Below are 24,941 nucleotides of genomic sequence, written 5' to 3'. Positions count from 1 at the left end.
CAAGGTCTAGCGTGGCCGACATGACCACAGCAGCAGAGATGCGGGGCCGCACCGCCCTCGTCACCGGCGCCTCGGGCGGGATCGGGCGGGCGATCGCCGAACAGCTCGGTGGGCGCGGCGCGGACGTCGTCCTCGTCGGGCGGAACGAGGCCGCCCTCGAGGCGGCGGCGGCCACCGTGCGGACCCGCGGCGGGACGGCCCGGACCATCGCGCTCGACCTCGCCGACCCCGCGGCGCCCCGCAAGCTCGTCGACCAGGTCGGCGAGGTGGAGCTGTTGGTGAACAACGCCGGCGTCGCGCCCGGCGGCCCGATCGCGGAGGCCGACCCCGCGGCGCTGCGATCGATGCTCGACCTCAACGTCACGGCCCTCACCGAGCTGTCGGCGCTCCTGATCCCCGCGATGGTGGCGCGGGGCCACGGCAGCGTGCTGAACGTCGCCAGCGTGGCGGGTTACCTGCCCGCACCGGGGCTCGCCGGGTACGCGGCGTCCAAGAGCTACGTGCTCGCGCTGAGCCGTGCGCTGTGGGCGGAGCTGCGCGGCAGCGGGGTCCGCGTCGTCGCGGTGAGCCCCGGGGCGACGCGGACCGCGATGAACCCCGACGGCACGCGGACCGCCGAGCAGGTGGCGACGACGGCGCTCGCGGCGCTGGACGGGTCCTCCCCGGCCGTGATCGACGGCGGGTTCAACGCGGTGGTGGGCCGGGTGTTCGAGGCCCTGCCGGCTCGCGTCGGCAGTCCCCTGGCCGGGTGGCTGTTGGCCCGTTTCGGCTGAGGGCCTCACCGTCTACAACGGGGGCCGACCCCTGTCCCGGCGCCAGACGAGACGGTGCTCGACGACCAGCGGCTCGCCCTGCAGGGGACGCGCGACCAGTCCCGCCGGCAGTCCACCGGCGAGGACGCGCTCCTGGGTGATCCCGATCGCGACCCCGGCGAGCACCAGGGGCACGAGCCGGTCGAGCCGGACCGCCTCGTGGGCCACGACCACCTCGGCGCCGCGGGCCCGCAGCCCGTCGACGAACCGGTCGTGCAGGCGCGGGTTGACCGACCGCGGCACCACCGCCAGGGACCGACCGGCCAGCGACGAGGGGACGACCGGATCGGCGTCCGCCGGGTCGTCCGCGGCGAGGAGGATGCGTACGGCCTCCCGCCCGACGACCTCCGAGTCGACCTCGTCCGGCAACTCCGGCTCCCAGCACCACCCGGCGTCGAGCCGCCGTTCGAGGATCGCCGACACCTGTTCGGGCGTGGTCATCGGCACCGGGACCACGCGGACCCCGGCGGCGCGGCAGAACAGCTCGGTGCCGAGGTCCTCGGCGTACCCGACGCGCAGGGCGAGGCTGCTCGCGGCCGTCCGGGAGCGGCCCGAGGGCGTCGACGTGGTGACGGCGCTGCACCGGTTCGTCCGGGCGTCGGTCACCCGCCGCGCGGAGCCGGGACACGACCGGTTCGTCGCGATGACGGAGGCTGCGCCCTCGGTCCGGGCCTACTCGCAGCGGATGTGGGCGTCCTACGCGTCGTCGCTCGCCGAGGCCGTCGCGCTCGACGCCGGGCTCGGGGCCGACGACCCGCGGGCGCTGGCGCTGGCGCACGTGGTCATCTCGGCGCTCGCCCTCGACCCGGCCGCGATCGACGCGGTGTTCGACCTCCTGCGACACGGTTGGTCGCCGTAGGCCCGGTCAGGCGCGGCAGCGCAGGAACCGCCCCAGTTCCTCTGCGACGAGGTCGGGGCGGTGGTCCATCGCGGGCACCCCGGTGTCGGGCAGCAGCGCTGAGCGCGCACCGGGGATCGCAGCGAGGATCTTCCCGACGTCGGGGAGGGAGAAGGTGTCGAGCTCGCCGCAGAGCACCAGCGTGGGCGCCGTGATGCGACCGATGCGATCCTCCATCCGGTAGTGGTTGACCGCCTCGTGGCCCTCCTCCACCCGGTCGAGCACGGCGACGGCGTCGTGGACGAGGCGTTCCAGCAGGTCCGGTCGGTCGGCGGGGTAGTAGGGCGCCCGGTTGTCCCACAGCTGCTGCAGGTGGCTGCCGTCGGTCGCGCGCTCGACGTGGTCGATCGGAGGGCGTCCGGTGGCGACCTGCTCGCGCCGCGCCGCGTCCACGTAGGGCATGCCGGACAACACGAGGGCCGACACGCGTTCCGGGGCCGTGGCGGCGATCTCCGTCGCGACGACGGCACCGGTGTGGTGCCCGACGAGGCCGACCGCCCCGAGGTCGAGCGCGTCGCAGAGATCGAGGATGCCGGCGGCGAACGCCTCGATCGTCCACCGCGTAGTCGGGCCGTCGGAGAGTCCGAAGCCCGGGGTGTCGGGGGCGATCGCCCGGTGGGTGGCCGCGAGCATCGGCACCAGGTCGCGGTACTCGTCGCCCGATCGCGGCGTCTGGTGCAGGAGCAGTACCGGGTCACCCACGCCGTCCTCGACGTAGTGGATCTGCCCGTACCGGGTCTCGGCGAAGCGGTGGCGCATCACGGTTCCAGGACCTTCTCGACGGCCTGCTCGACCAGGCCTGCGGATGCGTCGAGCTTCCAGCCGTTGCCGGGCAGGGGGTGGGCATGTCGGTCGAGCACGGCGTCGACCAGCCGGCGCACGACCGGGACGTCCGGTCTGGTGCCCTCCAGGGCGGCCTCCACCACGGGCAGGCGCCACGGGACGGGCGCGAGGGCTCCGAGCGCGAGCCGGACGTCGTGCCACGTGCCGTCCTCGGCGGGGACGACGGCGAGCGCGGCGGCCGCCGTGGCGAAGTCGCCGGTGTAGAGGCCGAGCTTGGTGTAGACGCTGCGCCGCCCCGCCACGAGGGGAATCCGCACCTCCTGCACGAGCTCACCGTCGGCCAGGACCGTCTCGCCGGGCCCGGAGTAGAACTCCGTCGCCGGGACCACACGACGGGTGCCCTGCGCTCCGACCAGGACGAGTGTGGCGTCGAGCACGGGCAGGACGGTCCCCAGGTCGGAGGGGGTGACGGCCTGGCAGCGGTGCCCGCCGACGGCCGCGTGCTGGAAACGGTGGTCGCCGAGCACCGCGTAGCAGGGGCTGGTGGCCCCGTTGCGCTTGTAGCAGTCGAATCCGTTGCGGAAGAACCAACAGCGCTTGGCCTGCACGAGGTTCCCCGCGACCGTGGCCGCGTTGCGGATCTGCGGCGACGCGATGGTCCCGATGGCCGTGGTCAGCGCGGAGGGAGCCTCCGGGTGCGCCGCGAGCTCGGCCAGGGTCACTGCTCCACCGACGTGCAGGACCCCGCTGACGATCTCGAGGCGTCGGAGTTCGGTGACGGCGGAGGTCGCGACGAGGACCGGAGCGGGCCGGGCGCGGCGGGCGCGGTCGGGTAGCAGGTCGGTGCCGCCGCCCAGCGCCTCGGCGCCGGGACCCGCGAGCACGGCCAGCGCGTCGTCGAGCCCGCCCGCCACGTGAACCTGCGGCGCCGGGGCCGGCGGCCGGGACCGCGCACGGTGCGCGGGGCCGAACCGAGTGCCGTACCGGTCGAGGACGTGGTGCAGCCCGAGCGGGTAGAGGGCCCGGATCGCCGCGACCCACCACCGAGAGGGGCGTCGCCAGATGCCGTGCCGCCGGCGGCGTCCGTCCTGCTCGGCCAGCGCGGTCAGGACCTTGTCTGGGGTGATCGGGAGGTCGCGCACCCGCACCCCGACCGCGTCGGCCACCGCGTTCGCGACGGCGGCCCCGGGCGGCACGATCGACATCTCGCCGACTGACTTGGCGCCGTAGGGGCCCGCGGCCTCGTGGTTGTCCACGACGTGCGCGCGGACCCGGGGTACGTCGGCACTGCGCGGCAGGGCGTAGTGCAGGTAACCGGTCGGGACCACGCGCCCGCCCTCGCGGACGAGTTCCTCGCCGAGCGCAGCGCCGAGGCCCATCACGGCCCCGCCCAGGATCTGGCCCTCCACCGCCGTCGGGTTGATGGCCCGTCCGACGTCGTGGGCGGCCAGGTAGTCGACGACGTGCACGGCACCCGTGCGTCGGTCGACGTCGACGACGGCGCCGTGGGCGGCGAAGGCGTAGCTGGGCGAGAGGTTCGCCCGGTCGCGGTCCGGGGTGAGCATCTCGGTGCCCTCGAGCACGTAGCTCGTCTCGTGCGAGAGCACGCCGTCACGGGCCTCGTCGGCGAGCCCGACGAGATCGCCGAGCTCGACGTCGTCGTTCCCGGCCCGCGCCCGGCCGCCGCCGAGCTCCACGGCGTCCGTGTCGACGCCGAGCTTCGCCGCGGCGAGTCCGCGCAGTCGGTCACCGAGTTCACGGGCGGCCTGCCCGACCGAGGAACCGGTCATGTGGGTGCCGCGCGAGGACCAGGCGCCCAGTTCGAAGGGGGTGTGCTCGGTGTCGGTCGACAGCACCGAGACGTCGGCGAGGTCGACGCCGAGCTCCTCGGCCGCGATCTGGGCGAGGATGGTGTTCTGGCCCGTCCCGGCGTCCGCGCCGCCGTGTCGGACCTGGACCCGCCCGTCGTCGAACAGGTCGACCGCGGCGTCCGAGCGGTTGGCGAACTCGTAGGCGTAGGCGCCGCTGCCGTGTGACCCCGCGGCCACGCCGCGACCCCGGGCGACCGGTCCCGACGACGGGCGTGGTGCGTCCCAGTCGAGGCCGTCGCGTACGGCGACCAGGCAGTCGCCGAGCCGGTTGGTGCCGACCCGGTAGCCGCACAGCGTCTCGACGTGCTCGGGAGCGAGGTTGCGCAGCCGCAGTTCGATCGGGTCCACCCCGAGGCGCTCGGCGATCTCGTCGACCTGGGACTCCATCGCGAGGGACACCTGCGGAGTCCCGTAGCCCCGGAACTGCCCTCCGGGCTGTGTCGCGGTGTCCACCAGGCGCGCGGTGAAGGCCACGCCGTCCGGCCGGTACATCGATCCCAGGGTGATGACGCCGACGCGCATCACCGAGGTCCCCATGTGGTTGTAGGAGCCGTTGTCGACCGCGATGTCGGCGTCGAGGGCCCGGAGCACGCCGTCGGCGTCCGCGTGCGTCGCGAGCGTCGTGGCGAAGCGGTGCCGGGGCTTGTTGGCGCCCAGCTCCTCCTCCCGCGAGAGCGCGAGCAGCACCGGACGTCCCGCGGCGCGGGACAGGGCCGCGGCCAGCACCTCGTGCTCGGAGGCCTTGGACTTGCTGCCGAAGCCGCCGCCGGTGGCGACCTCGCGGATGACGACGTCGTCGTGGTCGATCCCCAGGAGCTGGGAGACCTCCTTGGCCAGGAACCAGGGGGACTGGGTGGAGGTCCACAGCTCCACCCGGCCGTCGTGCCACGCCGCGAGGGTGGTGTTCGGCTCCATGCAGGCGTGCGAGACGCTCGGATAGGTGAACGCCCCGGTCACCGACACCGACGCGGCGGCGCGCCCGCCGTCCGCGTCGCCCCACACGGTGTCCAGGCGCATCGACACGTTCGGCTCGTCGGTGGTCCGCTCGTGCAGTCGGCGGGCGCGCGGCGCGCGGGACTCCGCCGTCGTCAGCGGTGCCCGACGCACGCGGTAGCGGACCCGGATCGCCCGCAGGGCGGCGACGGCCTGCTCGGGGGTCTCGGCGGCGACCGCGGCGACCTCCTGCCCGACATGGCGGACGACGCCGTCGGCGAGTGGGGGTCGATCGGAGAGCGGACCACCGCGATGCACGTAGCGGGCGCCGGGGGCGAAGTCGGCGGCGGTGATCACCGCGTGGACGCCGGGCAGCGACCGCGCGGCCCGGGTGTCGATGCCACGGAGCTCGGCGAACGGGTGCGGGGACCGCAGCACGGCGCCCACGAGGTGCTCGCCCGGCAGATCGGCCGTGAACAGGGTGCGGCCCGCGCTGCGGGCGTCCCAGTCGATCGGGCGGACGCGGGCCCCGACCCAGCTCACGACCGCTCCCGCGCGACCGCGCACACGGACTCGACGATCGCCTGGTAGCCGGTGCAACGGCAGATGTTCCCCGACAGGGCCTGCCGGACGTGGTCGCGGCCGGCCTCGTCGTCGGTGGGCAGCCCGGCGCGCAACAGGGCGCAGGCGTGCACCACCTGGCCCGGCGTGCAGAACCCGCACTGGAAGGCGCCGGTGTCGGCGAAGCGGGCACGCAGGTCCCGGCTCTCCTCCGCGAGTCCCTCGCTGGTCTCCACCGGCTCGCGCACCAGCGCCGCGGGCGTGATGCAGGACATGGTCGGACGACCTCCGATCAGGACGGTGCACGCCCCGCACTCGCCCCGCCCGCAGGCGACCTTGGCCGCGGTGAGGTGCAGTTGGTCGCGCAGCACCGTCGCGAGGGACGGCAGGCCGGCGACGTCGACGTCGACCGGGTGGCCGTCCACGACGAGGACGTGGGGCACGGGGACCTCCTGACTCTCGGGCTCCGGCGTCACGCGACGAGGTGAGCGGCCCGTTCCGCGATCATGACGGTGGGTGCGTTGGTGTTGGCCGAGGTGATGGTCGGCATCACGGAGGCGTCCGCGACGCGCAGCCCCTCGATGCCGCGCACCCGCAGGTCCGGGTCGACCACGGAGGCCTCGTCCACGCCCATGGCGCAGGTGCCGACCGGGTGGAAGTACGGCATCGCCGCCCGCCGGACGAACTGCACCAGCGATGTGCGGTCGGTCGTCTCCGGGGCGACCCGGCGGGCGACGAGCTTGCGGAAGGCGGGCTGGTCGGCGAGCTCGAGTCCGATCTCCACCCCGGCGACGGCGGCGTCGACGTCGGCGGGGTCGGTGAGCATGTTCGACCGGATGTCCAGGCCGCCGTCCGGGGTGAGCCGGAGCCGTCCGCGGCTGCGCACGGCCATGACGCCGGGCGCCAGGCAGAACGCGTTCGGCGGCACGGGATGGGCCTGGGCGACCTCGGCGGAGACGTAGGGAATCTGGACCGACACGAACGTCAGGTCCGGGACCCCCGGGGCGCTGCGCCAGAAGGCCATCGAGCCCTCGAGGTTGTCGCGCAACGGCGGGAGCTCCTCGGACGCCTCGAAGCACAGCCCGGCGATGATCGGGTGCTCCTGCAGGTTCTCGCCGACCCCCGGCAGGTCGAGTACGGGTTCGACGCCGACCGCGCGCAGCCGGTCGGCGGGCCCGATGCCGGAGGCGAGCAACAGCCGCGGGCTGTCGATCGATCCGGCGCACAGCAGGGTCTCGCGCTCGGCCCGTATCGCGTGGGTGGACCCGTCGATCACGACGTCGACGCCGGTACAGCGCCCGCCGCGCACCGACAGGCCGGTCACCTGCGCGCCGGTGACCACGGTGAGGCGTTCGTGGTCCAGCACCGGGCGCAGATGGCCGGTCCACGTGCTGGTGCGGACACCGGCGGCGGCGTCGATGTTGATCGGGCCCGCGCCGACGGGCTCGGCGACGTTGATGTCGTCGAGATAGGGCATGCCGTGACTGATCCCGGCCTCGACGAGGGCCTGCGCCACCGGGTGCAGGTCGGTGCACCGCTCGACCCGGACCGGGCCACCCGCGCCGCGCAGCGCCGAGGTGCCGTCCTCCCAGTCCTCGCTGCGCCTGAAGTACGGCAGGACCTCGTCGAAGCTCCACCCGGTCGCGCCGGCGGCGGCCCAGCCGTCGTAGTCGGAGCGCTGCCCACGGACCCACACGAGGGCGTTCGTGCTGCCGGAACCACCGAGGACCCGGCCCCGGGAGAGCAGCAGCGTGCGATCGTCGAGCCCGGGCTCCGGGCCGTAGGTGTAGGTCCAGTCGTGCGGCGCGCCGATGTTCTCCACCCACCGCCTCGGGTCGGTGGACGACCCGAGGTCGTCCGGGGAGCCGCCCGCCTCGAGCACGACGACCGATCCGTCGGTCGTCTCGAGGAGGCGGCGGGCGAGAACGCAGCCGGCGGAACCGGCGCCGACGACGACGTAGTCGGCGGAGAGGGGAGGCGTCACGGCGTGCTCCGGGGTGGGGCGAGAGATGGCGGTCGAGCGACGTACTTTGTACGGGACAGTGAACGTCCGCTATCGGGTCCCGTCAAGCAACCGTCGTGTTACGTCCGAGCACGGCACGGACGTCGGCGACCGCGTCGAGATCCAGCCAGGGGGCGAGGTCGTCCGGGGCCGTCCCCGTGAGGGCGGCCGTGCGGGCGAGCAGGACGTCATCGGACAGCGGTGCGGCCGGGTCCCCGGGCGGGACGAAGCAGGTGGCGGTGTCACCCCGCAGCGCGACGTGTGCGCCCCACCGGGCGGGGAAGGCGGCATCGAGGTCGGGGCCGTCGGCGAGGACGACGGTGATCCGCGGGCCGCGGGTGCGGCCGGCAGCGACCTCCCGGTACCACCCGGGCTCGCCCGCCCGTCCCAGCGCGTGCCCGCGCACGGCGACCGTCGCGCTCGCGGCGGCGGTCGTGGCGTCGTCCGGGGTCTCGGCGGTCGTGACGAAGGCCCGGGCCGCGGCGGGCAGGGCGACGGTGACGACGTCACCGTCGGCCGGGCGCACCCCTCGCCCGGCGAGTTCGTCCAGCGCGGCCAGCGCGGACTGCAGGGGTCGCGAGCAGGGCCAGTACTTCGAGCCCGTGCCGGGCAGGTGCGGCCCCGGTCCCGACGGCGGGCCCGGGGCACGCCCCAGCGCGGTCGCCCCGGGACCGTCGAGCAGGGTCGTCGAGGCGCTGAGCCCCGCACGGGCACCGAGGGCGGCGCGCAGCCCGTCACGTGCGGCGCTCCCGCCCAACAGGTAGTGGCCGTGGCCCAGGACGTCGGCGGAGAGCAGCCCGCCGAGCGCCGTCGACGCGAGGGCGAGGGCGGTCGTCGTGGTGGCCTCGTCGAGCTCGAGCAGGACCGCGGCCGCCGCGGCCGCGCCGAGCGGGCCGAAGACCGCCGTGGGCCACCGTCCGGAGGCGTAGAGGGCGGGCCCGCCGAAGCGCAGGCTCGCCTCCGCGCCCGCCTCGTACCCGGCGACCACGGCGCGTGCCAGCCGCTCTCCCGGGAACCCGCAGCGAGCGGCCAGGGCCAGCACGGTGGGGACGACGACCGCCCCGGGCGCCATCGCCGACGGCCCGTGCAGCGGGTCCAGCTCGTCGAGGTGGGCCAGGACGCCGCCCACCTCGACGGCGTCCTCGAGGCGACGCCGTCCGGGCACCCCGGGCAGCGTCACCCCGTCCGGATCCTCTCCGACCAGCGGCAACCAGGTCCGCGCGAGCGGGTGACCCGCACCCGAGGCGATACAGCCGAGAACGTCGAGGACCTGGCGGCCCGCCTCACGGCGCGTGGCGGACTCCGCGTCGTCCGCCGCCGTGCGGGCCCGGTGGGCGAGGACGGCCAGGGTGGTCACGCGCCCAGCCGCCCCGACAGATCCCCTCCGAGATCGGCGAGGAGCCGGTGAGGCAGGTCGTACGAGCCGACGTGCTGGAGGAACAGGCCCTCCACCCCGGAAGCGGTGAGCTCCGCGACCCGCACCTCGATCTCCTTCGCACTGCCGAACAGGCAGAACTCCTGGGCGAACCGGACCACCGACGCGTCGTCGACGTACGGGTCGCAGAACCGGACGGCCGCGTCCCAGTCCTCGGCGTGGACGAGATCGGGGTAGACGCCCTCGACAGCGGCAGGCGGGTCGACCGCGACCCCGGCGGCCGCAAGGGCGGCCCCGCCCCCGTTGCGGGCGATCTCCACGCAGATCGGCTTGAGTTCGCGGGCGTCGCGCTCGACGTCGTCGGTGACCCGGCAGAACGCCGACACCGTGATCGGGACCGGATCCCTCCCCGCGCTCTCGGCGCCCTCGGCGACCCGGGAGGTCGCGAAGGCCAGCGGCCCGGGTGCGACCCCGGAGAGCAGGATCGCGCCGTCGGCGACCTCGCCGGCCAGGCGGAGGTTCCGTGGCCCGCTCGCGGCGAGGTGGAGCGGCACGGCGACCGCGTCGCGCAGCCGCGAGGTCACCGGACCGAACCCGACGTCGCGACCCCCGAGAAGCGCCCGGACCGTCGCCAGGCCCTCGCGGAGCGCCCGACCCGTCGACGGCGCCATGCCCACGGGACCGACCGAGCTGTTGCCGACGCCGACGCCGAGGGTGAACCGACCGTCGGCGACCTCGGCCACGGTGCGGGCGGCGGAGGCGACCACCGAGGGGTGGCGGGTTGCGAGGTTCGTGACCGCGGTGCCGAGCCCGATCCGTCCGGTCGCCCCGGCCACCGCGGTGCACACCGCGAAGACGTCGCGCCAGAGCAGCTGCGAGTCGGGGAACCAGACCTGGTCGAGTCCGGCGGTCTCGGCCTCCCGGGCGAAGGCCACCAGGTCGGGCACGGGGGCGCACGGCGGGATGCGCAGGCCGACCTTCACGAGAGGAAGGTCAGGGCGAGGTCGTTGAACCGGGCGGCGTGCTCGTGCTGGGGCCAGTGCCCGCACTCGCCGAGGATCTCCAGCTTGGCGCCGGGGATGGACTCCTGCATCCGGTGCGCCTCGGGGACGTCGCCGAACGGGTTCTGGGCGCCCCACACGATCAGCGTCGGGGCCTCGATCCGCGCCATCTGCTCGGCGGTGAGCAGGTCCTGCGTGCGGTTCTCCATCTGCTGCAGGCACAACAGGTGGTCGATGCCCGCGACGAAGGCCGGGCGGTGGTAGATGCGGTGGCGCACGTCGACGAGCTCGTCGCTGACGTTCGCCGGGTCGAACATCAACAGCTCGAGGCGGCTGCGCGTCAGTGCGCGGTCGTCGGTCTCGACGGCGCGGCGGGTACTGGTGCGGATGCGCTCCATGACCTCGGGGTTGGCGACGGTGCCGCCGGGCGCGACGAGGACGAGCCGGCCGACCCGGTCGGGGTGGTCGGCAGCCAGCCGTCCCGCGACCCAGCCGCCGAGGGACTCGCCGACGATGTGCGCCCGCTCGATGCCCCGGGCGTCGAGGTAGGCCAGCACGTGCTCGACGTAGCGCGGGATCCGGAGGTCGCCACCGGGGTTGTCGGTGTAGCCGTGGCCGAGCATGTCGACCGCGTGCACGGTGAACCGCTCCGCGAACGCTCCCACGTTGCGGACGAAGGCCTCGAGGTGGCCGCTGGTGCCGTGCAGCATGAGCACGTGCTCGGCCCCGTTCCCGGCGCGCAGGACCCGGGTCGGCGCGCCGCCGACGGGGTCGTGGGTGATCGAGAGCGAGACCTCGGCGAGGTCGGTCCAGAGGCTCATGGTGCGGACTCCAGGGGGGTGGCGGGGAGGGGGAGGTGGGCAGGGGTGAGGACGGAGACCCCCATGCCGGTCAGCCAGGGGCCGACCGCGGCGTAGACGGCGGTGGTCGCCCGGGGCGGTCCGTCGGGGCCGTGCAGGGCGGCCTGCACCGCGATCCAGGACCGGATCTCGTGGGCGCCGTTGCCGGCCTCCGCCTCGAGTTCGTCGTCGGACATCGCGAGCACGTGGGACAGGTCGCCCCGCTCGAGGGCGGCGAGGAACCGGGTGTCGAAGTCGGCGTTGATGTCGGGCCGCGCGGCGCGGATGATCTCCCGCCGCCGGACCTCGTACTGCGCCCACGAGTCCCGACCGTTGAGCCACGCCTCGACGAGGAAACGGTCGTCGTCGGAGAGCGTCTCGAACCACTTCGGCCACGGCAGCCGGTGCGACAGGCCTCCCGAGGCGATCAGCGCCACCCGCCGGTCGAGCCCGTCGGAGCGGAGGACCCGCCCGATCGTCGCGCCCAGCGCGGCGCACCGGCGCAGGGACGGCAGCGGCGGCGCGAACATGTTCACGACGACGGGTACGACCGGCACGTCGAGGCCCGGCACCAGGTGCTGCAGCGAGTGGGTGATGCCGTGGTCGACGGTCAGCCGCAGCGAGAACGCCGGGTCGAAGCCGTCGTCGACCATGCCGTCGACGAGGGCGCGCGCCAGGTCGGGATCGGTGGGCAGCGGGCCGCCGGGCGTGCCCGCCTCGCCGGCTCCCAGGACCTCGCCGACGCCCACGGTGATCGCGGGCATGAGGTCGAGGAACATGCCGCGGAAGTGGTTGGACCCGACCACCACGACGGCGTCCGGCGCGGCCGCGGCGAGCGTGTCGCGCGCGGCGGCGAGTCCGGCACGGAAGTGGTGGGCCTCCGGCAGGTGGTCGACCTCGTCCCAGTGCGTGTTCATCAACGTGCTGTGCGAGGCCCCCAGGCCGAGCACGATCTCGCTCACGACGGTGTCCTCTCTCGGGTGCACAGCGCGACGGCGGTGTGCACGAGGTGGCGGGACAGGCGCAGCGCCTCCCGGATGTCGACGACGTTCATCCCGGCGGGGAAGTCCAGCGGGATCGGCGCGTCGTCGCCGATGCGGTCCATGCCGATCCGGGCGGTGGGCAGCCCGCGGTTGCGCAGGATGTTGGCGTCGGTCGCGCCGCTGTTCGCGACGATCGGCGTGTGCTCGCGGCCCTCGAGGTCCTCCCATGCGGCCACGGCGCTCCGGACGACGGGTGCGTCCGGCGGGGTGTGGGTGCCGGGGATCGCGAGCGTCATCTCCCAGTCGACGTCGAGCTCGGGGTGCCGGGCGAGGATCGCGGCGATGGCCGCCCCGAACTCGTGGCGCACGTCGGCAGGGGTGCTGCGCGGGTTGGTCCGCAGGTCGACGGTGATGCGGGCGAGGGCGGAGGTCGCCGACGCGAGGCGGGGCCACCCGCCCTCCACCGAGGCGACGATGCCCTGTGGGGCGACGAGCCCGTCGGTGTGGGCCGCGGCGTAGCTCGGGAACCACTCCTCGAGGGCGGTGATCACGGTGGCCGCATGGGCGACGGCGTTGCGGTAGGGCATGCGGTGGCGCGACCCGACGTAGGAGAAGGCACCGCGCACCCGCACCTCGAACCAGCAGAGGCCCACCTCCTCCCAGGCGACCGCCCAGCCGGGCTTGGCGATGACGGCGTGGTCGGCCCACACGCCCTGCTCGAGCAGGTAGGAGCAACCGACGCCCTGCCCGGTGTTCCGCCGGACGAGGCCGCGGGCGCTCCGGCCGTTGGTGGGCATCCCCCCGGCACCGAGCCCGACGAGCAGGTCGCCACGCAGCGGGATGCCGGCGGCGGCCACCGCCTCGGCGGCGGCGACCACGGCCGCTCCGTGGCCCTTCGGGTTGCTCGCGCCGAGACCGAGGACGTGGTCACCGCGCACCCGGGCCCGCGGCTGCATGTCGGCGCGGAGGTCCGGGCCGATCCACGGGACGTCCTCGGCGGGGTCCCCGACGGTGAACGTGTCGATGGGTGCGTAGAGCAGCAGGCTCTCGCCCGTGCCGTCGCCCGCGAGGCGGCCGTGGGCGTTGGCCTGCCGGTCGTCGAGGGGTTGCAGACGCCCGGCCAGGCCGGCGGTGTCGAGCTGGTCGGCCAACCACGCGGCCAGCGGACCCTCCTCCCCGGTCGGGCTGGGGATGTCGACCATCCCGACGACGAGTTCGGTCATGCGGTCGGCGGAGAGCTGCGTGCAGGCGTCGGCGACCCAGCGTCGTTGCTGCTCGGAGAGCGTGTCGGCCCGTGGCGGGGCGCTCATCGCCCGGCCCGCACGGTGCGGACGGTGGTGCGACGCCCGAGCTTGGCGAGGTGGCCGGTCCGGGCGGCGAGGGCCGAGGCGGCGAACGCGCCGAGCAGGGCGGCTGCGGCGGTTCTGGCGGTGGTGGTGCGGAACATCGGTCAGCTCCCGAGGTGGGCGTCGACGAGGGCGGCGACGGTGTCGGGCCGCTCGGACTGGGGGTGGTGGGCGGTCGCCGCGAGCACCGTGAGGTCGGCGCGCGGCAGGGCGTCGGCGAGGGCCGTGGCGTAGGCGGGACCGGCGAAGGGGTCGTGACGTCCCCAGACGAGGTGGACCGGGGCGGCGACGGCAGCGAGGTGCTCACCCAGGTCCTCGAGGGCGCCCTCGACCCCGGCGGCCGACCGGTCCGCCCGGAACCGGGCCTCGACCAGCGTCTCCGGCACCGCAGTGCCGTCGTGCCACTCCGCCTGCGCCATCAGGGCCCGCATCCGGTCCCGGTCCGGTCGGCCGTCGCCGGAGTAGTCGGCCCGCAGGCGAGCCCCGAGCCCGGTGTCGACGGGCAGCCCGGGCACTCCGCCGGGGGCGGGTGTGGGGACGCACCCGACCAGCACCATCCGGCGGATCCGCTCGGACGCTGCCGCCGCGACGTGCAGCGCGACGAGCCCGCCGTAGGACTGCGCGAGCACGTCGATCCGGTCGAGCCCGAGGCCGTCGAGCAGCCCGAGCAGCGCCCGTGCCGCGACCTCGACCCGGGGCCCGGCGCCCGGCGCGGCCGAACCGCCGTACCCGGGCAGGTCGACGAGCAGCCAGCTCCGCTCCGGCCGGAGGGCGAGGACGGCCGCGAAGTCGGACGCGGCCCGGCAGCCGGGGCCACCGCCGTGCAGGACGACCGTCACGGGTCCGGTCGCCGCTCCGACCCGCTCGTGCGCCGGCACAGCGGCCTCAGTGGCCACGGCCGGCCACCGTCTGCACCACCACGCCGGCGTCCTCGACGTGCTTGCGCCACGCGGTGAGGGACAGGTCGGGGCGGTAGAGGCGCTCCGGCGGTGAGTCCATCACGTCGACCATCCACGCGTCCTGCGCGGTGAACTGGCCGTGGAAGAGCCACCGGATCGCCGTCAGGTACTTCGCCTTGAACGCCGCGGCCTTCCAGCCCGTCTCGAACCGGACCATGAGCTGCACGTAGCGCACGTGGTCGGCGTCCACGGGCACGTACCACTCGTAGTGGATGAACTGCGGGTAGGCGACCCGCAGGATGCCGGGCAGCCGGATGCTGACGAAGCCGGGCAGGTCGAGCGCGGCGATCACGGGGTTCGCGTCACCGTTCTTGCCGGGACGGTCGGGCAGCGGCATCCGCTTCCACCACCGCTTGTTGCTGAACGAACCGACTCCCGGGAACTCGGCCTCCCAGTGCACCTCGTCCTGCACCCGGATGAGCCAGCCGTGGCGCTCCACGATGCGGGTCCGGTTCCAGGTCGGCATGACCTTGAACAGGCGCCACAGCGCGGTGTTGTGCAGGTACTTGGCGTGGCCCTCGTCGAAGCCGTTCTCGGCGGCGAAACGCCAGTTGCCGTCGCGGATCTCGTTGCGGCCGCCCAGCACCAGCGTGTTGTCGGTGAGCTCGGCGGGGATGTCGTCCTCCACCGGCGGGGGCGTGCCGTCGGCGCCGAGCTCGCCGATGTAGACGAAGACGAGGCCGAGCCGCTCCTCGACGGGATAGGTCGCCACGGAGATCTTGCCGCAGATGGGGGAGTCGGGGCCGTCGGTGATGACGGCGGCCAGGCGGCCGTCCTCGAGGTCGTAGGTCCAGCCGTGGTACGGACAGGAGATCGTGCCGGGGAACTGTCGCCGGCCAAGCGAGAGTGGGACCCCGCGGTGCGGGCAGCGGTCGTGCAGGCCCCGGATCCCGCCGGAGCGGTCGTCCCGGACGAGCACGACCTTCTCCCCGGCGATCGTCACCGGGACGGGCTTGCGCCCGACCTCGTGGGCCCACACCGCCGGGTACCAGTGGTTGCGGAACCCCAGCTCGGCCCGGTCGTAGGCGCTCCAGTTGGACCAGTCGGAGCCCGCCTGCACCGGGGGACCCGGTTCGGCGGCGGGTGCACGACGAGGCCGGCGCTCGCGGCGCGGCGCGGACTCGTCGGGTGCGGGACGGGTCGCTTCGGTGGTCACGGAGGTCTCCTGCGAGGTGGTGGGGGAGCGGTCAGAGGTCGAGCACGAGCTCCGCGCCGCGGGCGCGGGACACACAGGGCGCGAGGACGTCGGTGCGGTCCGGAGCGGTGAGCGCGTCGCGGTGCCACGGCTCCCCTGCCACCACGCGGACGAGGCAACTGCCGCAGACCCCGTCGCGGCAGGCGTTGGGCAGGCCGACGCCCGCCTCGTCGAGGACCTCGAGCGCGGAGCGGTGGGCGGGCACGGTGATCCGGGCGCCGGTACTCGCGACGACGACGTCGAAGGGGGTGAGCACCTCGTCGGCATCCCGCTCCACGGCGGCGAAGCGTTCGGCCCGGGGCACCGGCAGACCGCGCGCGGCGCAGTGCGCCTCGACGGCGGCGATGAGCCCGGCCGGCCCGCACACCGCGACCGCGGTGGACGGGTCGAGCCCGGTCAGCAACGTGTCGAGGTCCGGGATCCCGTCGACGTCGTCGGTGTGCAGCGTGACCCGGCCCGCCCCGGCGTCGAGCACGGACAGTTCGTCGAGGAAGGCCATCCCGCGGCGCGCCCGGCCCAGGTAGACCAGCCGCCAGTCCGCCCCGCGGGCCGCGAGGTCCGCGGCCATCGTCAGGACCGGGGTGATCCCGATGCCGCCGGCCACCAGCAGGTGGCGCGACGCGTCGGCGAGCGGGAAGTGGTTGCGCGGCCCGCCGACCTCGACCTCGTCGCCGGGGCGCAGCCGGTCGTGGACGTGGGTCGACCCACCTCGCGATGCGGGCTCGCGCAGGACCGCCACGCGGTAGCGCCGGCGCTCGGCGGGGTCGCCGCACAGGGAGTACTGCCGGACGTGACCGCCGACGACGAGGTCGACGTGCGCGCCCGGTCCCCAGCTCGGCAGGAGGCGGTCGGCGCGGTCGCGCAGCTCGACCGACAGGACACCGTCGGCCTCCCGACGCAGCCCCACGACCTCGAGGTCCATCACCGTGTCGTCCACCAGCACCTCCATGACGTACTAAGTACGGTACGAAACATGGCACATCACCGAGGTGATGTCACGGGCCGCCAGGTTTCCGTTGTGTGACGACGGAGAGCGACCGTCGAACCGCTGCTTGACGACCGTGCGCCGCACCATACAAAGTACGGACACCCGGTCGGACGCCCCTCGTCGTCGAGGTCGCACACTGCGCGACGTCCGGGTCTTCCCGACGCGCTCCGGCACCGGCCGGCGGCGTCCCCGCCCCTCCCCCCGGAGTCCGTATGTCCGTCACCACCGGACCTCGCCGTAGCCCGGCGAAGGCCGTGATCGCCAGCTGGATCGGCACGACCATCGAGTACTACGACTTCGCGATCTACGGGCTGGCGTCCTCGCTGGTCTTCGCGAAGCTGTTCTTCCCGACCTTCGACCCGCTCGCCGGCACGCTCATCGCGCTGTCGACCTTCGGTGTCGGCTACGTGGCCCGGCCCCTGGGCGCCCTGGTCTTCGGGCACTTCGGCGACCGGATCGGCCGGCGCACGGTCCTCGTCGTCACGCTCCTGATGATGGGCGGCTCGACCTTCCTCATCGGGCTGCTGCCCACCTACGCGAGCATCGGACTGGGCGCGCCGATCCTCCTCGTCGCCCTGCGCGTGCTGCAGGGCATCTCGGTCGGTGGGGAGTACAGCGGGGCGGTGCTCATGACGGTGGAGCACTCCGAGCGCGCCCGGCGGGGCGTCCGGGGCGCGCTGGTCAATACCGGGACCTCCACGGGGATGATCCTGTCCAACCTGGTCTTCCTCGCCGTGCTCACCCTCCCGGAGCAGGCACTGCTGTCCTGGGGCTGGCGCATCCCGTTCCTCCTCAGCGGGATCCTCGTCGTCGTCGGCCTCGTCGTGCGCTGGACGCTCGAGGAGAGCCCGGACTTCGTCGAGGCCAAGCAGGCCGGCGCCGTCCGCCGCCTCCCCCTCGTCGAGGTGCTCCGCGGCAGTGGCCGTGCCGTCGTCCTCGTCGCCCTCGCGACGATCTCCGCGGGCATGGTCTTCACGCTGACGACCGTCTTCTCGATCTCCTACGGACGTCTCGCCCTCGGCCTGTCCAGCTCGACCATGCTGTCCGTCCTGCTCCCGGCAGCCGTCGTGCTGCTGGTGGCGATCCCGATCGCGGGGCGACTGGCCGATCGGGTCGGTGTCCGTCGGGTCTTCCTCGTCGGGGCGGCGGGCCTCGTCGTCACCCCGTTCGTCTGGTTCGCGCTGCTCGACACCCGCAGCTACGGGCTGATGCTGCTCGGCTTCGCCGTCGTCTTCCTCGCGTACTCCGCCAACTACGCCGTCTTCCCGGTCTACTTCTCCGGCGTCTTCCCGCCGGCGCTGAGGTTCAGCGGCATGGGGATCGGTTTCACCATCGGCACGATCCTCGGGAACGCCTTCGCCCCGGCGGTCGCGGCGTCGCTGCTGGAGGCCACGGGCGGCTGGTGGGGCATCGCGCTCTACATGGCGGGCGGGGCGGTCGTCTCGCTCCTCGCCGGCCTGGCGCTGCGGCTCCCGGCTGACGGCCCCGCGGCCCCGGCGAGGCCGACGGCCACCGGCCCGGAGACCTCGGCCGTACCCACCGCGGGCGCCTGACCTCCGCCCCGCTGCCGGGCCCCGTCGACGACGGGGCCCGGCAGCGCCGCGTTCAGGCCCGGGTGGGTAGTCGGGCCACCGTGCCGGCGATCCAGGCGTCGAGCCCGTCCGCGAACTGGTCGTCGGTCGGCAGCGATGGCAGGTCGGCCGCCAGTCCCACCGTCTCCGGGAACTGCTCGCGGTCGAGTCCCGCGTAGAAGTGCGACCGGCGACGTCGGGCCTCGGCGGCGTCCTCCGCCCGCCCCCACGTCCGCGGTGTCTCGTAGGCCGAGAACCCCAGCGCGTACGTGATGAGGAAGCCGTAGCAGCGCACGGCGGCCGGACCGGTGATGCCTGCCGCGGCGAGCCGGTGGAGCACACCCTCCATCGCTCCGACGAGCGCGGCGGGACTGTCGGTGACCCGGGTCGCGAGGAGGCGCACCACGCTCGGGTGCTCCCGCATCATGTGGAGGAACGCGTGGCCCAGGGTCCGCAGCGCGTCGGCCGGCTCCGTGTCGATCTCGTCGGGCAGCGCCATCGACCCGAGGATCCGGTCGCCCATCGCGTCGAGGATCTCGTCCTTGTTGCGGAAGTAGCCGTAGAGCGTCATCACCCCGACCTCGAGGTTCGCCGCGAGACGCCGCACCGTCAGACGGTCGAGGTCCGCCTCGTGGTCGGCGATAGCGAGAGCGGCGTCGACGATCCGGTCCGCGGTCAGGGCGGACGAGTCGTCGCCGCGGCGCCGACGTGGGGGCACGGGTCCTCCTTCGGCGGACGCGGGCGGGTGACCGCCCGGACGGCGTACGGTCCATCGTACCGACCGCTGACCAGCACGTTCGCACTCGCCCGGGAGGACCGATGGTGCCCGCGACGGTGCTGGGCAAGGCGCTGACGGTCCTGCAGGCGTTCACCGTCGAGGACACCGAGCTCGGGTTCGCCGAGCTGGGCCGGCGGACCGGCCTCGCCAAGGCCACGCTGCACCGGACCCTGGCGGAACTGCTCGAGCACCGGCTCCTGGAGCGTCCCGACGGCCGCTACCGGCTCTCCGGGCTGGTGTTCGAGCTCGGGATGCGGGCCGCCGTCGGGCGCAGCCTCCTCGAGGTCGCGGCGCCCTATCTCGAGGACCTCTTCGTACGCACCCGCGAGACCGTGCACCTCGGCGTGCGGGAGGGCACCGAGGTGGTCTACGTGGCCAAGAGCGGCGGTCACCGGCAGGTGGACGCCCCCAGCCGGCTCGGGGGGCGGATGCCCCTGCACGCCACCGCCATCGGCAAGGTGCTGCTCGCGCACGCCCCTCCCGACGTCCGGGAGACCGTCCTGCGCGGCCGCCCGGCCAGGCTCACCCCGCGCACCGTGGTCAACGTGGAGGTCCTGCGCCGCCAGCTCGACCGTGTCCACGAACGGGGCGTGGCCCTCGAGCACGAGGAGTCCGCCGTCGGCGTGACCTGTGTCGCGGCCGTCGTCGCGGACCGGGAGGGCGGCGCCCACGCAGCCGTCAGCGTGACGGGCCCGGTGCACCGCTTCGACCCCGAGCGGCACCTCGACGCGGTGCGCGCCGCCGGAGCGGGCATCGCGTCGATGCTGGCGCGCGGTCGGTCGGGCTGAGTTCCGTCACACGGAACTCGGTGCTGGGTCACGGCGTCCCCCGTGATCGAGGGTGTCGGCATGACCCTCCCGACGAGCACGGTGGTCGCCGAGGCGGCCGAGCGGCTCCTCCGCGCGTCCCGTACCGGAGAACCCTGTGCGCCCGTCCGCGATCTCATCGGCGCGGAGGACCTCGACGCCGCGTACGCCGTGGCCCGGCGGGTGGTCGCCGGCCTGCGGGCCGACGGCGCCCGGGTCGTCGGGCGCAAGATCGGACTGACCTCGCCCGCGGTGCAGGCCCAGCTCGGCGTCGACCAGCCCGACTTCGGGGTGCTCCTCGAGGGCATGGCGATCCCGCACCGCGGCACCCTCCCGCTCGACCGACTGCTCGCGCCGCGGGTCGAGGCCGAGATCGCGTTCGTCCTGGGTGCCGACCTCGTCGACGGCCCCCTGGGACCCGAGGACGTCCGTCCTGCGGTCGCGTACCAGGTCGCGGCCCTCGAGATCGTCGACAGCCGCATCGCCGGATGGGACATCACCGTCGCCGACACCGTCGCCGACAACGGCTCGAGCGCGGCCTACGTGCTCGGGCCGACCGCCGTCGGTCCGGAGGACGTCGAACCGGCCGGGGTCGCGATGACCCTGACCCGCAACGGCGAGGAGGTCTCGCGGGGCACCGGGACGGCCTGTCTCGGGGACCCGCTCGCCGCCCTGTCCTGGCTCGCGCGCACCGTGCGGGACCTCGGTGATCCCCTGCGCGCCGGGCAGGTCGTGCTCTCCGGCGCACTCGGCCCGATGGTGCCCGCGACCGTCGGCGACGTCTTCACCGCCCACCTCGTCGGCCTCGGCGAGGCCACCGTCACCCTCGGAGGACGCCCGTGACCACCCGTGTCGCCGTCATCGGTTCCGGCAACATCGGGACCGACCTCATGATCAAGGTCCTGCGGCTGTCCACCGAGCTGGAGATGGGTGCGATGGTCGGCATCGACCCCGCCTCCGACGGGCTCGCCCGGGCGGCCCGCCTCGGCGTCCCGACGACGGCCGAGGGGGTCGAGGGGCTCCTCGGACTTCCGGGGTTCGACGAGATCGGCGTGGTCTTCGACGCGACGTCGGCCGGGGCGCACCGCCACAACGCCGCGGTGCTCGCGCCCTCGGGCGTGCGCCTGATCGACCTCACCCCGGCGGCGCTCGGGCCGATGGTCGTGCCCGCGGTCAACCTCGCCCACCACCTCGACGCCCCCGACGTCAACATGGTGACCTGCGGGGGACAGGCCACCGTCCCGATCGTCGCCGCCATCGCCGCGGCCGCTCCCGTGCCCTACGCCGAGATCGTCGCCTCGATCGCCTCGCGCTCGGCCGGGCCGGGGACGCGGGCGAACATCGACGAGTTCACCGAGACCACGGCGCGGGCGATCGAGACGGTCGGTGGTGCCGGTCGTGGCAAGGCCATCATCGTCCTCAACCCGGCCGAGCCACCACTGATCATGCGCGACACCGTGCTGGCCCTGGTCGACGCGCCTACCTCCGAGCAGCACGAGCACATCCGTGCCTCGGTCGCGGCGATGGTGGACGACGTGGCGGCCTACGTACCCGGGTACCGCCTCGCCCAGCACGTGCAGATCGATCCGATCCCCGCCGACCTCCCGGTCCACACCCTCACCACGGCGCCGGCGACGCACCGGGTGTCGGTGTTCCTGCAGGTGGAGGGCGCTGCGCACTACCTGCCCGCCTACGCCGGGAACCTCGACATCATGACCAGCGCCGCACTGCGCGTGGCCGAGGCGCTCGCCGCCGGGCCGCTCGCGGGCGCGGCGAGCCGCCAGGAGGTCCGGGCGTGAGCACGCGGTTGTTCATCCAGGACGTGACCCTGCGGGACGGCATGCACGCCATCCGCCACCGCCTCGAGCCCGGGCAGGTCGCGGCGATCGCCGCCGCCCTCGACGCCGCCGGGGTGGACGCGATCGAGGTGTCGCACGGCGACGGTCTCGCCGGCGGCTCCCTGAACTACGGCCCCGGCAGCCACTCCGACGCCGAGTGGATCGAGGCCGCCGCCTCGGCCGTCACCCGGGCACGGCTCACCACGCTGCTGCTGCCGGGGATCGGCACCGTCCGCGACCTCGAGCACGCCCACGCGCTCGGGGTGACCTCGGTCCGGGTCGCGACCCACGCCACCGAGGCGGACGTGGCCGCCCAGCACATCGCCACCGCCCGGGAGCTGGGGATGGACGTCTCGGGGTTCCTCATGATGAGTCACATGGCGCCACCCGAGGAACTGGCGCGGCAGGCGAAGCTGATGGAGTCGTACGGCGCGCACTGCGTCTACGTCACCGACTCGGGCGGGCGCTTGACCCCCGACGGCGTGCGGAGGCGGATGCGGGCCTACCGCGACGTGCTCGACCCCATCACCGAGATCGGGATCCACGCCCACGAGAACCTCTCGCTGTCGGTCGCCAATTCGATGACCGCCGTCGAGGAGGGGGTCACCCGCGTCGACGCATCGCTGGCCGGACAGGGGGCCGGCGCCGGCAACACCCCGATCGAGGCGTTCGTCGCCGTCGCCGACCTGCAGGGCTGGTCCCACGGCTGCGATCTGTTCGCCCTGCAGGACGCGGCCGACGACCTGGTGCGTCCGCTGCAGGACCGTCCGGTCCGGGTCGACCGCGAGACCCTGACCCTGGGGTACGCCGGGGTCTACGGATCCTTCCTCCGGCACGCGGAGGTCGCGGCGGCCCGCTACGGGATCGACGTCCGCACGATCCTCGTGGAGGTCGGTCGCCGGGGGCTGGTGGGCGGCCAGGAGGACATGATCGTCGACGTCGCGCTCGGTCTCGCCGCGTCCCGGGCGCCGGTGGCGTCCTGAGCGCCGGCGTCAGTGGAACCGGTTCTGAGCCGACTCCAACCCCTCGGTCAGCAGGGCCTCGACGGCGTCCGCCGCGAGCTCGAGCGAGACGTCGAGCTCCTTGCGCTCGGCGCCGCTCCAGCGCTTGAGCACGAAGTCCGCCGGGTCCTGCCGGCCCGGCGGGCGGCCGATGCCGAAGCGCACGCGCAGGTAGTCCTTCGTGCCGAGGGACTTCGAGATCGACCGCAGGCCGTTGTGCCCACCTTCGCCGCCGCCGCGCTTCAGTCGGACGACGCCGAAGTCGAGGTCGAGGTCGTCGTGGACCACGACGAGATCCTCGACGGGCACGGAGAAGAAGCGCAGGGCGTTCGTCACCGGGCCGCCGGAGAGGTTCATGTAGCCGCGCGGCTTCACCAGCACGGCCTTCCGGCCCACGAGCCGCCCCTCGGCGACGTCGGAGCCGGACTTCCGGTGCGCGGAGAACCGGCCGCCGACGCGCCGGGCGAGCACGTCGGCGACCGCGAACCCCACGTTGTGCCGGGTGCCGTCGTACTCGGCGCCCGGGTTGCCGAGCCCGGCGACGAGCACGGGCCCCGCGCCCGTCGTCGGGACCGACATCAGCTCTCGTCCGAGCTCTCGCCCGCGTCGTCCGACGAGTCGGAGCCGGAGTCGGACGCGGTCTCGGAGTCCTCGGCCGCCTCGTCCTCGGGCGCGTCCTCCTCGACGCCCGCACCCTCGGCGTCGATCTCCTCCTCCATGTCGTCCTCGGTCGGCGCCTCGGTGACGTTCACGACGAGGAGCTCGGGGTCGGAGAGCAGGGTGGCGCCGTCCGGCAGCCGGATCTCGCCCGCGAGGAACTGCGTGCCGATCTCCGCCTCGTCGATCACCACGGTGATCTCCTCGGGGATGTTCAGCGCGTCGGCCTCGATCGACAGCGTGTCCTCGTTCTGGAAGACCAGCGTGCCGGGGCCGGCCTCACCGAGGGTGACGACGCGGACGTCGACCTGGACCTTCTCGCCGCGCTTGATGGACACCAGGTCGACGTGCTCGATGAAACCCTTGATGGGGTCACGCACGACGCTCTTGGTCAGCGCGAGCTGGTCCTTGCCGACCCCGGAGACGGTGAGGACGGCGTTGCGGCCGTTCTCGCGCATCACGGCGGCGAACTCGACGGTGTCGAACGAGAGGTGGATCGGGTCGGTGCCGCGCCCGTAGAGGACGGCGGGGACGCGGCCGGCGCGCCGGGTACGGCGCGCGGCGCCCTTGCCGAACTCGGTACGGGTCTCGGCGGCGATCTTGACGTCAGCCATGGCTGGTCGGTGCTCCTGCGGTGGTGCGGACTCGGCGACGACGAGCGGCCGGGCACCACCGGCGGATCACGCCGGGATGCACACCGCGTCGATCACGGCCGGAGACCGGCCCTCGCCGAAGTGGATCGCGGACGAGTGTACCGACCGCTCAGGCGTTGCCGTCGAAGAGGTTCGTGACCGAGCCGTCCTCGAAGACCTCGCGCACCGCGCGGGCGATCAGCGGCGCGACCGAGAGCACCGTGAGCTGCGGGAACCGCTTCTCGTCGGGGATCGGCAGGGTGTTGGTGACGATCACCTCGCGCGCGCCGCAGGAGGAGAGCCGCTCGATGGCGGGGCCGGAGAGCACGCCGTGGGTGGCCGCGATGACGACGTCGGAGGCGCCGTCCTTCAACAGCGCCTCGGTGGCCTTCGCGATCGTGCCGCCGGTGTCGATCATGTCGTCGACGAGGATGCAGCAGCGGCCCTCGACGTCACCGACCACGCGGTTCGCGACGACCTCGTTGGGCCGGGTCTTGTCGCGGCTCTTGTGGATGAAGGCGAGCGGGACGCCGCCCATCGTGTCCGCCCACTTCTCGGCGACGCGGACGCGGCCGGAGTCGGGGGCGACCACGGCGAGGTCCTCGCCGGAGTAGGCGTCGCGCAGGTGCTCGGCGAGGACCTTGTTCGCCAGCAGGTGGTCGACCGGCCCGTCGAAGAAGCCCTGGATCTGGTCGGTGTGCAGGTCGATCGTCATGATCCGGTGGGCGCCCGCGGTCTTCAGCAGGTCGGCCACCAGCCGCGCCGAGATGGGCTCACGGCCGCGGTGCTTCTTGTCCTGCCGGGCGTACCCGTAGAACGGCACCACCGCGGTGATCCGCTTCGCCGACGCCCGCTTCAGGGCGTCGATCATGATCAGCTGCTCCATGAGCCACTGGTTGATCGGCTGGGTGTGGCTCTGCAGGACGAACGCGTCGCAGCCGCGGACCGACTCCTCGAAGCGGACGAAGATCTCGCCGTTGGCGAAGTCGTACGCCGACTGCGGGGTGATCGTGACGTCGAGCTCCTTCGCGACCTCCTCGGCCAGCTCCGGGTGGGCCCGCCCGGAGAAGAGCATCAGGCTCTTCTTGGGGGTCGACGACACTGCGCTCACG

The 24,941-nt window shown here is 74.1% G+C and carries 25 protein-coding genes; 7 read left to right on the top strand and 18 right to left on the bottom strand.

Annotated elements, in window-relative coordinates; genetic code table 11:
* Window positions 1-20 precede the first annotated feature (20 nt).
* Complete coding sequence (locus tag BJ983_RS17540; RefSeq protein WP_218890320.1) at window positions 21-773, top strand: SDR family NAD(P)-dependent oxidoreductase; 753 nt, start codon at window positions 21-23, stop codon at window positions 771-773.
* A gap of 12 nt (window positions 774-785) precedes the next feature.
* Here the strand turns inward: BJ983_RS17540 and BJ983_RS17535 are convergent, their stop codons facing one another.
* Complete coding sequence (locus BJ983_RS17535) at window positions 786-1,418, bottom strand: LysR substrate-binding domain-containing protein (protein WP_179794973.1); 633 nt, start codon at window positions 1,416-1,418, stop codon at window positions 786-788.
* Window positions 1,419-1,455: 37 nt separating this feature from the next.
* Between BJ983_RS17535 and BJ983_RS17530 the strand changes: the two genes are divergently transcribed.
* Window positions 1,456-1,671 carry an acyl-CoA-like ligand-binding transcription factor gene (locus BJ983_RS17530; RefSeq protein ID WP_179794972.1) on the top strand — a complete coding sequence of 72 codons (216 nt, stop codon included), beginning with the start codon at window positions 1,456-1,458 and terminating at the stop codon, window positions 1,669-1,671.
* A gap of 6 nt (window positions 1,672-1,677) precedes the next feature.
* On the opposite strand, the gene BJ983_RS17525 is transcribed toward BJ983_RS17530, so the two are convergent.
* The 13 genes from BJ983_RS17525 to BJ983_RS17465 all read right to left on the bottom strand — a co-directional run bounded on the left by BJ983_RS17525 (window position 1,678) and on the right by BJ983_RS17465 (window position 16,495).
* Entirely contained in the window at window positions 1,678-2,469 is a 792-nt protein-coding gene (locus BJ983_RS17525; RefSeq protein WP_179797934.1) for an alpha/beta fold hydrolase, read from the bottom strand.
* Entirely contained in the window at window positions 2,469-5,840 is a 3,372-nt protein-coding gene (locus BJ983_RS17520) for a molybdopterin cofactor-binding domain-containing protein (protein ID WP_179794971.1), read from the bottom strand. The genes BJ983_RS17525 and BJ983_RS17520 overlap by 1 nt, the downstream gene beginning before the upstream one ends.
* Window positions 5,837-6,301 (bottom strand): (2Fe-2S)-binding protein, encoded by a 465-nt coding sequence (locus tag BJ983_RS17515; protein ID WP_343054234.1) that lies wholly within the window; start codon window positions 6,299-6,301, stop codon window positions 5,837-5,839. Before BJ983_RS17515 ends, BJ983_RS17520 begins: the two co-directional genes overlap by 4 nt.
* A gap of 29 nt (window positions 6,302-6,330) precedes the next feature.
* Window positions 6,331-7,842, bottom strand: a complete 1,512-nt coding sequence (locus tag BJ983_RS32395; protein WP_179794969.1) for a GMC family oxidoreductase N-terminal domain-containing protein — start codon at window positions 7,840-7,842, stop codon at window positions 6,331-6,333.
* A gap of 82 nt (window positions 7,843-7,924) precedes the next feature.
* Complete coding sequence (locus BJ983_RS17505; protein ID WP_179794968.1) at window positions 7,925-9,217, bottom strand: MmgE/PrpD family protein; 1,293 nt, start codon at window positions 9,215-9,217, stop codon at window positions 7,925-7,927.
* On the bottom strand, window positions 9,214-10,218 hold the full coding sequence (locus tag BJ983_RS17500) for an LLM class flavin-dependent oxidoreductase (protein ID WP_179794967.1): 1,005 nt from the start codon (window positions 10,216-10,218) through the stop codon (window positions 9,214-9,216). Before BJ983_RS17500 ends, BJ983_RS17505 begins: the two co-directional genes overlap by 4 nt.
* Window positions 10,215-11,057, bottom strand: a complete 843-nt coding sequence (locus BJ983_RS17495; RefSeq protein ID WP_179794966.1) for an alpha/beta fold hydrolase — start codon at window positions 11,055-11,057, stop codon at window positions 10,215-10,217. The genes BJ983_RS17500 and BJ983_RS17495 overlap by 4 nt, the downstream gene beginning before the upstream one ends.
* The gene (locus tag BJ983_RS17490) at window positions 11,054-12,037 is read right to left on the bottom strand and encodes a DODA-type extradiol aromatic ring-opening family dioxygenase (RefSeq protein ID WP_179794965.1); all 984 of its coding nucleotides are present in this window, start codon (window positions 12,035-12,037) and stop codon (window positions 11,054-11,056) included. The genes BJ983_RS17495 and BJ983_RS17490 overlap by 4 nt, the downstream gene beginning before the upstream one ends.
* Entirely contained in the window at window positions 12,034-13,368 is a 1,335-nt protein-coding gene (locus BJ983_RS17485; RefSeq protein ID WP_179794964.1) for a M20 family metallopeptidase, read from the bottom strand. The genes BJ983_RS17490 and BJ983_RS17485 overlap by 4 nt, the downstream gene beginning before the upstream one ends.
* Window positions 13,365-13,505, bottom strand: coding sequence for a hypothetical protein (locus tag BJ983_RS17480; protein ID WP_179794963.1), 141 nt, complete (start codon window positions 13,503-13,505; stop codon window positions 13,365-13,367). The genes BJ983_RS17485 and BJ983_RS17480 overlap by 4 nt, the downstream gene beginning before the upstream one ends.
* A 3-nt stretch (window positions 13,506-13,508) precedes the next feature.
* Window positions 13,509-14,300 carry an alpha/beta fold hydrolase gene (locus BJ983_RS17475; RefSeq protein WP_179794962.1) on the bottom strand — a complete coding sequence of 264 codons (792 nt, stop codon included), beginning with the start codon at window positions 14,298-14,300 and terminating at the stop codon, window positions 13,509-13,511.
* The gene (locus tag BJ983_RS17470; RefSeq protein WP_218890316.1) at window positions 14,290-15,519 is read right to left on the bottom strand and encodes a Rieske 2Fe-2S domain-containing protein; all 1,230 of its coding nucleotides are present in this window, start codon (window positions 15,517-15,519) and stop codon (window positions 14,290-14,292) included. The genes BJ983_RS17475 and BJ983_RS17470 overlap by 11 nt, the downstream gene beginning before the upstream one ends.
* A gap of 31 nt (window positions 15,520-15,550) precedes the next feature.
* The gene (locus BJ983_RS17465; protein ID WP_343054233.1) at window positions 15,551-16,495 is read right to left on the bottom strand and encodes a PDR/VanB family oxidoreductase; all 945 of its coding nucleotides are present in this window, start codon (window positions 16,493-16,495) and stop codon (window positions 15,551-15,553) included.
* 263 nt (window positions 16,496-16,758) lie between these two features.
* On the opposite strand from BJ983_RS17465, the gene BJ983_RS17460 reads away from it, so the two are divergent.
* Window positions 16,759-18,099: an MFS transporter gene (locus tag BJ983_RS17460; RefSeq protein ID WP_179794961.1), complete on the top strand. Its 1,341-nt coding sequence runs from the start codon at window positions 16,759-16,761 to the stop codon at window positions 18,097-18,099.
* A 52-nt stretch (window positions 18,100-18,151) separates the two neighbouring features.
* On the opposite strand, the gene BJ983_RS17455 is transcribed toward BJ983_RS17460, so the two are convergent.
* Window positions 18,152-18,835 (bottom strand): TetR/AcrR family transcriptional regulator C-terminal domain-containing protein, encoded by a 684-nt coding sequence (locus BJ983_RS17455; protein ID WP_179794960.1) that lies wholly within the window; start codon window positions 18,833-18,835, stop codon window positions 18,152-18,154.
* Between the two features lie 101 nt (window positions 18,836-18,936).
* Between BJ983_RS17455 and BJ983_RS17450 the strand changes: the two genes are divergently transcribed.
* From BJ983_RS17450 to dmpG, 4 genes are read left to right on the top strand one after another with little or no spacing between them, the layout of a single operon-like run.
* Entirely contained in the window at window positions 18,937-19,683 is a 747-nt protein-coding gene (locus BJ983_RS17450; protein ID WP_179794959.1) for an IclR family transcriptional regulator, read from the top strand.
* A gap of 60 nt (window positions 19,684-19,743) precedes the next feature.
* Window positions 19,744-20,544 carry a 2-keto-4-pentenoate hydratase gene (locus BJ983_RS17445; RefSeq protein ID WP_179794958.1) on the top strand — a complete coding sequence of 267 codons (801 nt, stop codon included), beginning with the start codon at window positions 19,744-19,746 and terminating at the stop codon, window positions 20,542-20,544.
* A complete protein-coding gene (locus tag BJ983_RS17440) occupies window positions 20,541-21,500 on the top strand; it encodes an acetaldehyde dehydrogenase (acetylating) (RefSeq protein ID WP_179794957.1) in 960 nt (319 codons plus the stop codon). Before BJ983_RS17445 ends, BJ983_RS17440 begins: the two co-directional genes overlap by 4 nt.
* Window positions 21,497-22,522 (top strand): 4-hydroxy-2-oxovalerate aldolase, encoded by a 1,026-nt coding sequence (gene dmpG / locus BJ983_RS17435; RefSeq protein WP_179794956.1) that lies wholly within the window; start codon window positions 21,497-21,499, stop codon window positions 22,520-22,522. The genes BJ983_RS17440 and dmpG overlap by 4 nt, the downstream gene beginning before the upstream one ends.
* A 9-nt stretch (window positions 22,523-22,531) precedes the next feature.
* Here the strand turns inward: dmpG and pth are convergent, their stop codons facing one another.
* From pth to BJ983_RS17420, 3 genes are all read right to left on the bottom strand, one after another.
* Window positions 22,532-23,119 carry an aminoacyl-tRNA hydrolase gene (pth, locus tag BJ983_RS17430; protein ID WP_179794955.1) on the bottom strand — a complete coding sequence of 196 codons (588 nt, stop codon included), beginning with the start codon at window positions 23,117-23,119 and terminating at the stop codon, window positions 22,532-22,534.
* Window positions 23,119-23,811, bottom strand: coding sequence for a 50S ribosomal protein L25/general stress protein Ctc (locus BJ983_RS17425; protein WP_179794954.1), 693 nt, complete (start codon window positions 23,809-23,811; stop codon window positions 23,119-23,121). The genes pth and BJ983_RS17425 overlap by 1 nt, the downstream gene beginning before the upstream one ends.
* A 148-nt stretch (window positions 23,812-23,959) precedes the next feature.
* Window positions 23,960-24,940 carry a ribose-phosphate diphosphokinase gene (locus tag BJ983_RS17420; RefSeq protein WP_179794953.1) on the bottom strand — a complete coding sequence of 327 codons (981 nt, stop codon included), beginning with the start codon at window positions 24,938-24,940 and terminating at the stop codon, window positions 23,960-23,962.
* Between the last annotated feature and the right edge of the window lies 1 nt (window position 24,941).

The sequence above is a fragment of the Actinomycetospora corticicola genome, assembly GCF_013409505.1.
GTDB classification, from domain to species: domain Bacteria; phylum Actinomycetota; class Actinomycetes; order Mycobacteriales; family Pseudonocardiaceae; genus Actinomycetospora; species Actinomycetospora corticicola.
This window is presented reverse-complemented; position numbering and strand designations above follow the sequence as displayed.